The organism is Candidatus Zixiibacteriota bacterium (genome assembly GCA_026397505.1).
Classification (GTDB): domain Bacteria; phylum Zixibacteria; class MSB-5A5; order GN15; family PGXB01; genus JAPLUR01.
In genome coordinates this window covers 1-9052 of the sequence record JAPLUR010000141.1, presented here as the reverse complement: position 1 = coordinate 9052, position 9052 = coordinate 1, and the positions used below count along the sequence as shown (strand labels likewise).

Genomic DNA, 9052 nt, shown 5'->3' with positions numbered 1-9052 from the left:
CTGATACGGGGAGGCGTTATCTCCCTTCCCAATTTGGTTGATAATTTCCACACTGAAGGCGCCCTGGCGCTGTCGGTATCGCTTATTCCTGAGTCTGCCGTTTCGCTGGAGGACCGGCGCCGGGTTCTCCTTATTCTGGGGACCACCGAAGTTGAGGGAGAGGTGCGTCTCTATGATACCCGGGCTATCCCGCCGGGCGGGCAGGGGATCGTATTTTTCCGGCCATATGCGCCGCTCTTTTCTTTCATAGGTGATAGATTCATTCTCCGCTTGCCCACCCCGCAGGTCACCGTCGGCGGCGGTCTTGTCCTCGATATGATAAAGCAACAACCGCGCCGAAAAGACATAGATCAATTCCGCTATCTGGAGAAGAGAAAAATCCTTTCTCCAGAGTCACTGGTACTTTCGGCGCTGGAACATTCCCTGTTTATTGACAAAGTGAAAGATTTTCTTTACTGTAATTTTCGACAGGAATTCATTGAAGCCTCTATTGCCGCGACGGTGCAAAAAGGGGAGATGGCCATTCACGGCGGAAAGTACTACCGGCCCGATATAATCACTCGTATTATCGAGGGAATAATCTCGAGCATGAAATCCGCCCTTGAAATTCGGCCGCATATCGATGGCCTGTCACCCGATGAAATTGCGCGATTGGCGGGACGCCCGATTCCCTCACTGGAGCCGATCCTTGACTTGATGTGTGAAAAGGGTCTTCTGGCAAAAAAGAAAAATCGCTTTGACCTGGCCGGAAGAGCTCCCACGGTAAAGGGAGAACTGAAAGCCGCCGCTGACCAGATTTTGAGAAAACTCTTCGAAACCGGTTTTTCCCCCCCCGCCATTGTGGAGTTGCTTGGTGATGACAATCTGCGGAAGGAAGCATTCGCTTACCTGCTGCTTATCGGAGAAGCTGTCAAGATCGGAAGCGGATTGGCCTTTCATTTTGAAAAATGGGAGAGCATCATCAGGATTATTCGTGGGATGCTGGATGCGGGCGAGACACTCAGTGTGGCTGCGCTGCGTGAAAAGCTTGACAGCTCCCGCAAGTACACTGTGCCGATTCTTGAGGAAACTGATCGCCTGAAAATCACGGCCCGACAGGGAGATGTTCGGATTAAAGGAGAAAGATATGAAAAAGGGTAATCTGTTTTTCAATGGAATAATCTATACTCAGGCCGGTGATTGTCTGGTGGCTGATTCGATGGCGGTCAAAAACGGCCGCATCGTTGCCGTGGGAAAAAAACTCGAAATGGATGCCGATTTTGCCTCTTTTGCGCATATCAACCTGAAAAATCATGCCGTCCTTCCGGGATTTGTCGATTCTCATACCCATTTCTATTTCATGGCCATCTCGATGGGAAATGTCAAACTGGATGGCCTGAATTCTATTGAAGAAACGCTCGGGAAAATAAGAGTGCATGCAACGCGGCTAAATAAGAATGATTGGGTGGTGGGGGAGGGGTTCTCGCCCGACCGCTGGAAGAAATATATTCTGCCCGATCGTTTTATGCTGGACAAAGTGACCGGCGGCCGCCCGGCGGCGATTTTTTCCAAAGATACGCATATGATGTGGGCCAATTCGAAGGCGCTGGCAATGGCTGGTATCAATAGAGGCACCCCAGAGCCGAAAGGCGCCACGATCGTCCGTCTGTACGATGGCGAACCATCCGGCATTTTGAAAGAAATCCCCGCCTATTTCCCGGTTTTCCGTCTGATTTCCCGGCCGGAAAAGGCCAAAGCACTGAAACTTTACCGGATGGCTCTTGATGCATCGTACCGCAAAGGTGTTACCGGCGTCCATTCCTTTGATGGTCCCGAGGCGTTCCCGTTTTTTGTAGAATTGGCTGAAAAGGGGAGACTGGGACTCCGCATAAATTATTACGCTCCGAACAAGATGCTTCCCGCATTGGAGAAGGGCGGTATCCAATCCGTCTTCGGCGATGACTGCCTGCGCCTGTCGGGGATAAAGATATTCGCTGATGGCGCTCTTGGAAGCCAGACTGCGTTCTGCTTCAATAAATATATCGGTTCGGAAAATAATTATGGCATTGAGGTCACTTCTCAAAAAGATATGACCGCCATGATTGAAACTGCCGCCGCACTGGGATTGCCCTGTGCCGTGCACGCCCTCGGTGATAAAGCGATTGCGCATGTGCTTGACTGGTTTGAGCAGGCCCCTAAGCTTCTTTCGAGCCTCAGACATCGCATCGAACATCTGCAGTTGATCCGCCGCTCCGATATAGGTCGCCTGAAAAAACTTCAGTTAGTTGCCTCGATGCAGCCCTCGCATTGCCCTTCGGATATTAAAATGATCAACAAGTACTGGGGAAATCGGGGCAAAAATTGTTTCATATTCCGGACGTTGCTTGATAGAGGCATTCCACTGGCTTTCGGCTCCGATGCTCCAATAGAGCCGCTCGACCCGATTGCCGGCATCGATGCGGCCGTGAATCGCTTTTCTCCCGGTACAAAAGAATCATTCCACCCCGAGGAACGCCTATCGGTCGCCGAGGCGGTGTATAATTTTACGGCCGGACCCGCCTATGCGGTCGGAGAAGAGCATGAGCGGGGGTATATTCTTCCCGGATATAAAGCCGATTTCATCATTCTCTCCGAAGATATCTATAAGGTAGCGCGGACCAGAATAAAGGATATTACAGTCGGCGCGACCTATTTCAACGGACGGCTTGTTTTTCAAAATAAAAACCTTAGCTTATTTTTATAAGACGTTCCTTCGGGAATGCCTTCTGACAGATATAACTGGTCAACTTTGAGGTTGACAGCCAGCCGACAACGGGATTAACTTAAATATGAATTTTAACAGGACGTAATATTATGTTCAAAATAACTCTTCTCTCTTTAACCGGCTTGCTGCTGGTCCTGGCCGCCGTTGGATGGGGCGATACCCTGGTACCGCCGCCGCCGACGGATACGGCCGCTTCCACCGGAAGCAGTCTGGTTTATATAATGGAGATTAACGGCCCGATTGTGTCGGTAATTACCGACCGTGTCATCGAGGCTGTGGAAAAGGCCGAGCGTGACCATGCCGATCTGCTCATAATCACGATGGATACGCCCGGCGGCCTCAATGATGCCCTCTGGCCGATCACCAAGTCGATAATGAATTCGATCGTCCCGGTGGCTGTCTATGTTTCGCCGGTGGGCGCGCGCGCTGCTTCGGCGGGTGTCTATATGGTCTATGCAGCCCATATCGCCGCCATGGCTCCGGGAACCAATATCGGCGCCGCCCATGTTGTCTCAGCATCGGGCGAGAAAATCGATTCGATTCTCTCGGTAAAGATTATGAACGATGCCGTGGCCGCTCTGAAAGCGATGGCCGAAAGGAACGGCCGCAATGCCGAATGGGCCGAGGATGCCGCCCGAAAGTCGGTCTCGATTACCAGCACCGAGGCGCTCTCGAAAAATGTCATCAACTTTGTCGCGGCTGATGTTGATGATCTGATCAAAAAAGCCAATGGTATCGAGGTCAATACGACCCTCGGCAAGAAAAAGATGAATCTGGTTAATCCAATCAAGAGACCGATCAAAAGGACATTCATTCAATCGCTGCTGGAGATAATTTCTTCGCCGAATGTGGCGTTTATTCTCTTCTCGCTCGGAGGACTGGGACTCGTTATGGAATTGTATAACCCCGGCTCGATTCTTCCGGGCGTGGTCGGCGGAATATGCATTATTCTTGCCTTTTACAGTTTCCGCACTCTTCCCATTAACTATGCCGGGCTGCTTTTGATTATATTCGCCATATTGCTCTTTATATTGGAGATAAAAATTGTGAGTCATGGTATTCTTACGATCGGCGGTGTGGTGTCGCTTATCATAGGGGGGATGATGCTGGTCGACACAGTTGATCCGTCGTTGCGCATTTCCAAATCGGTTATTTTCGCGGTGGCTCTTGTGGTCGGGGGCTTTGTGGCTATCGCCTTCACTCTGGCGTTGAAAGCCCGGGCGGCCAAACCAACCACCGGCGTCGAGGGGCTTTTGGGGCAAACCGGGGTGGTCAAATCCAAAATAGATAAGACTGGATATGTTTATGTTGCCGGGGAGCTCTGGGAGGCTTCCGCGGATGAACCGATCGACGAAGGAGTTGAGGTGACGGTTATTGAAGTCAAAGATCTGAAGATAAAAGTGGAAAGGAAATCCTAACATGGAGGGTAATATGCCGTTAGCTGCCATTGGTGTCATAGTATTTCTGATCATAATCATACTATCCAACGCCATTAGAATTCTGCGTGAGTATGAACGGGGCGTGGTGTTTCGCCTCGGACGTCTCATCGGCGCAAAAGGGCCGGGAATCATCTTTCTGATCCCGATTGTCGATCGCCTGATCAAGGTTGATCTGCGCACTATCACCTTTGATGTGCCGCCGCAGGATGTTATCACCCGCGACAACGTTTCGGTGAAAGTCAACGCCGTGCTTTATTTCCGGGTGATGGATCCCAATAAGGCGATTGTGGCGGTGGCCAATTTCTTCGAGGCGACCTCGCAGATCGCCCAGACCACACTGCGCTCGGTGCTGGGGCAGGTGGAACTGGATGAACTTCTGGCCAACCGCGAGAAGATCAACCAGGAACTGCAGAAGATTATCGACCATCAGACCGAGCCGTGGGGAATCAAGGTGTCGGTAGTCGAAATCAAGAATGTCGATCTGCCGCCGGAGATGACCCGGGCCATCGCGCGCCAGGCCGAAGCCGAACGTGAACGCCGCGCCAAGGTGATTCATGCCGAGGGTGAATTCCAGGCCTCTACCAAGCTGGCCGAGGCGGCGGCGATTCTCGGTAAGGAGGACTACGCCCTGCAGTTGCGTTATATGCAGACTTTGACCGAGGTTTCGGTCGGCAAGACCAACACGATTGTTTTCCCGTTGCCGATCGACCTGTTCTTGCCGTTCCTGAAGAAGTACGCCGACAAGCCATCAAGCAGGGACGTATAGCACACGCCCATTGGGGCAGGCCAAGGTACATAACAACCGGCGGCATTGACTTTGCGGCGTTCCGGCGGGTCTGAGGACCCGCGCGGCACGGGATATCTGCCGTGCACCGTTTGCGGCGAATCTCTGGATGCTGGATCAAGTCCAGCATGACATTGAAAGAATATAGAAAGAATTGTCGGGTTTCTCGACTCCGCTTGCGCTCCGTCTCGGAACCACGACCTACAAAGTACCTTGCTTCATATGTCATTCTGGCGAAAGCCAGAATCCAAGGGTGGGGCGGACGGGCGAAAGATAAGCGGTTGAATAACAGTTGGTTGAGAATTTGCCAAAAAAGCGAAGCCATCATTATTTTACTTAAGTCCATATATACCAATAGATTGTCAATTGGTGGGTTCGCTTTTTGAATTTTTTGCCCTTCTGAAGGACGTAATTTCTCCCTCGTAACAGATTGACAGTAAAGGGGATGGATGAATTTGGGAAGGGTCGTCATTTTGGGTTCGTTTTCATTTTAAGGGGGTGAAATTGGGTGACCGCGGGAGGCTTTGCCCGAAATGTCGCGCTGGAAGCTACGAATAAGTGATAATAGGACCTGATGTTGATGCTTTTCCGGAAGTAATTGGATGGCACGGACGAGATCAAAATGGGAATAGAGGCCATGTTTTAAGCCATTGCGGCTGGAGCGGAATTTGCCCAGCGGGGTTCTGGGGCCAGTGGATTTCTGGGCATTGAGACGATTGGCGATAAGCTTTCTTTGACTGATTGGCATATTTAGATGCTCCTATGATATTCGGTTTCACAAAACCCTTCGGGATTTTGGGCTACATTGCGCATCGCACAGAATGAACGCGCCGGGTCACACCGCGCACTTCGTGCTCGGCAAGACCCCGCGCAACTCCGAATGCCACCCATTCGGCCATTCCGGCGGGTCTGAGGACCCGCGCGGCACAGTAAGTGGACGCCCCGGCAATCCGGCAAAATGGGTTTGTTTCTTCGATTTTTAAAATTGCGCGGGCAGATGGGGGCCTTGATTAAGTGTAAGGCGAACGATGTAAGACAATACGCGCAGAAGAGTTGTGAGAATGTGACACGGTTTTGGGCGGCGCGGCCTGTTTTTTGATTCGGATGGTCGACCGTTTTGTTGCCGTTCCGGGGAATGGCTGTATTTGGGCGCGCGGAAATATGTTGATTTTCGGCTAAAAGCATAATAGTTTCCTTCTATATAATGGGAAAGGTACCAAATCACCATCGATGCGCTACAGATTTTGATTTGAAGGGAATGCCATTCGATAACGCTCGGGCAGGCTAAAGCCTGTCGCGCACAGAATAATGGCGCTCTGAGGAATACAAAGAAAGGTGCTGTCACATGAGAAGAGAGTTAAGATTCTTGCTGATTACTTTGGTCAGCGTGGGTATTGCCATATTTATTTATTTTGTCTTGCCAGAGTCAGGCAGTAACCAGGGGCAACTAAGCGGGCGAATCTTTGGGCTGGAGTTGAGGCTTCTTGGAGCGGCTGCGGTTTTTGTAATAATTTGGCTGCTCAGTCTCTATATATTCCTGAGGATACCGCTTGATGATGCGCCGCAGCCGAAAGGGGGAATGCCAAATATTCCACAAGACCCCCCCGCTGCCCCAAAAACAAAAGGACCGGTAGTGCAGAATATTGAAGGAGATCAAGACTTGGGGGTGGATTTGAAAAGGGGTTGGGAAGAGTACATAAGTGGTGATGTGCGCATTGCGTTACAGATATTCATTGATATTCGGCGCAGGGCGAAGGAAAAGGGATTGCCTGGCGGCGAGGCTGAAGCCGCACTTGGAATAGGTGAGGCTTCCGCATTGCTTGGTGAACATGAAGCGGCGCGGCGGAATTATAAAGAGGCGCGGGAGCTTTATAAGCAGGAAAGCAATCGATTGGGTGAGGCGAATGTACTGCGTGGTTTAGGGCACTTGGAGAGCAAGCTTGGTGAGAATGAAGCGGCGCGGCGGAATTATAAAGAGGCGCGGGAGCTTTATAAGCAGGTTGGTGACCGATTGGGTGAGGCGAATGTGCTGCGTGGTTTAGGGGAGTTGGAGCGCACGCTTGGTGAGCATGAAGCGGCGCGGCGGAATTATAAAGAGGCGCGGGAGCTTTATAAGCAGGAAAGCAATCGATTGGGTGAGGCGAATGTGCTGCTTGGTTTAGGGGACTTGGAGCGCAAGCTTGGTGAGAATGAAGAGGCGCGCAAGAATTATAAAGAGGCGCGTATATTATATCGGGAACTCGACATGCAGGAAGCACTTAAATATGTAGACGATAGTCTCGCCGATCTCGAAAAACCGGGGGATTAATACTGGAACGCGGACCCCTGCACTTGCGACATTGAAAACAGTATATTTGATTTTGATCGAGTAACCGATCGGCAGGGTGAAAATTGCCGAACCAATTGTTTTGGAGAAGAGATATGAAGAAAAGAGTCAAGAAACAGCATCATAATCCGGTAAGGCGCAAAAAAGGGCGGGTCACCGATGATACACTTGTTTCGGAGGCGATGCTTCGAACGGCGGTATCAAAAATCCTCAGGAGAATAAAACTGGACCGTACTTATGATATCCCTTATCTAGCCGGATACAGCCGCAGCGGGAAGATTATTTATATTGACCGGCATCTGCCCAAGTCATTTGTTACCCGCGGTCGGAGAATCTTTGTCGACCGATACCTGATCCTTCATGAAACGGTGGAAAAAGCGCTTCTCGACGAACTGGGTCTGCACTACCAGCACGCGCACCAGATTGCGCTCCGGGCCGAGGAAGCGGGGGTAAGAGCGAGCCGGATCTCGTGGCGGGAGTATGACCGTTTCATGCAGAGATATATCAAGGTGGTCGGCGATGAGAAATTGCAGCGGATTCCGCCGGAGCTGGATATCAAGCCGTATCATGACGAGCACGATACGAAGATTCTGGTGAGTATGCAGAAGATCGTTTGTCGCGAGTTGGCGGCGCGGCGGAGGAGAAAGTAGGATGATAATGTGCGCGGCAGACTTTAGTCTGCCCGGAAATGGAAAGGCGATAATAGGAATGTGGTAATCCGCCGACGTTTACCGCTTATCGGTAAAGCTCTTGTCTTTGTGACCACCTCAATAAACAATCACAAACCGACATTGAGTAATAATGAGGTGGCCGAAGCCTGCCTTCAGCAGTTGAGCGAGACGCTGGTGAATTATCAGGTTTCTTTGGTCGGATATGTTTTGATGCCGACTCATATTCACTTACTGCTCGGATTTCCACATATCGAGCAACTGTCTGAATTCATGCAGAGATTCAAAGGTCTGAGCGCCTTACGCGTCAAAGAAATCCTGGCGAGACAAACCGGAATGCTGCGGCAGAGAGAATTCAAGCTTTGGAAATCCCGTTTTGATGATGTCATAACCGTTTCCGAAGAGCAATTCAGGATTAAGCTTGGATATATTCACATGAATCCGGTGAAGGCCGGATTGGCCGCGAGCGAGACAGAGTGGAAATATTCAAGTGCCGGCGACTGGATATTGGATCGTGCCGGCATTCTGCCTGTCGACAAGAACTTTCGGTGGAATGAGTGATCACGGAAAGACCAAAGGCCGCCGTGCGCAAAGTAAGGCACGGGCAGGCTAAAGCCTGCCGCGCACAGAATAGCAGCATGAGCGATAAAAGTCATAGGCGGGGATCCGGTTGGAACGATTTGCGTATAATTCTATGATTGAAATTTGATTGAAATAAGGAGGAGAGATTGATGAAAGGATGGCCAAAATCCCTGTTTGCGGCGGCGATTATTCTTTTCGGCGCGGCCACTCTTTATGCCGGAGACGGGAAGAGTGAAAATCCAAAAGGGAAAAGTGAGGTCAAAATGCAAATCGGAAGTGCGGCCTTTCAGAATGGGGATTCCATTCCGGTCAAATATACCTGCGATGGTCCCGATGTTTCCCCGCCGCTTATTTTCGCGGGCGTTTCCGGTTCGGCAAAATCGCTGGCTTTAATATGTGATGATCCCGACGCCCCGGCCGGAACCTGGGTGCACTGGGTGCTTTATGATATCCCCCCTTATGCGCGAGGACTTTCCGAGAAAATCATGGAGGCAGTCAATCCGGTGGTCA

Annotated in this window: 8 protein-coding genes; all 8 read left to right on the top strand. The window is 50.9% G+C overall.

What is annotated here, in order from left to right:
• Positions 1–1140: SelB C-terminal domain-containing protein (locus NT002_14420; GenBank protein MCX6830458.1), on the top strand; the 1140-nt coding region annotated here is incomplete at its 5' end.
• A complete protein-coding gene (locus NT002_14415; GenBank protein ID MCX6830457.1) occupies positions 1127–2722 on the top strand; it encodes an amidohydrolase in 1596 nt (531 codons plus the stop codon). The genes NT002_14420 and NT002_14415, both read left to right, overlap by 14 nt.
• A gap of 110 nt (positions 2723–2832) precedes the next feature.
• Complete coding sequence (locus NT002_14410) at positions 2833–4161, top strand: nodulation protein NfeD (GenBank protein MCX6830456.1); 1329 nt, start codon at positions 2833–2835, stop codon at positions 4159–4161.
• Positions 4162–4174: 13 nt separating this feature from the next.
• Positions 4175–4948 (top strand): slipin family protein, encoded by a 774-nt coding sequence (locus NT002_14405; GenBank protein ID MCX6830455.1) that lies wholly within the window; start codon positions 4175–4177, stop codon positions 4946–4948.
• A gap of 1384 nt (positions 4949–6332) precedes the next feature.
• Positions 6333–7274 (top strand): tetratricopeptide repeat protein, encoded by a 942-nt coding sequence (locus NT002_14400; protein MCX6830454.1) that lies wholly within the window; start codon positions 6333–6335, stop codon positions 7272–7274.
• Positions 7275–7387: 113 nt separating this feature from the next.
• Entirely contained in the window at positions 7388–7942 is a 555-nt protein-coding gene (locus tag NT002_14395) for a hypothetical protein (protein ID MCX6830453.1), read from the top strand.
• A 60-nt stretch (positions 7943–8002) separates the two neighbouring features.
• Positions 8003–8521: a transposase gene (locus NT002_14390; GenBank protein ID MCX6830452.1), complete on the top strand. Its 519-nt coding sequence runs from the start codon at positions 8003–8005 to the stop codon at positions 8519–8521.
• A gap of 170 nt (positions 8522–8691) precedes the next feature.
• The coding region (locus NT002_14385) for a YbhB/YbcL family Raf kinase inhibitor-like protein (GenBank protein MCX6830451.1) at positions 8692–9052 on the top strand (361 nt) is incomplete at its 3' end.

Bases quoted from the DNA above. Each gene is read 5' to 3' on its own strand.
- NT002_14415 (MCX6830457.1), top strand. From the start codon at position 1,127: ATGAAAAAGGGTAATCTGTTTTTCAATGGAATAATCTATACTCAGGCC.
- NT002_14410 (MCX6830456.1), top strand. From the start codon at position 2,833: ATGTTCAAAATAACTCTTCTCTCTTTAACCGGCTTGCTGCTGGTCCTG.
- NT002_14405 (MCX6830455.1), top strand. From the start codon at position 4,175: ATGCCGTTAGCTGCCATTGGTGTCATAGTATTTCTGATCATAATCATA.
- NT002_14395 (MCX6830453.1), top strand. From the start codon at position 7,388: ATGAAGAAAAGAGTCAAGAAACAGCATCATAATCCGGTAAGGCGCAAA.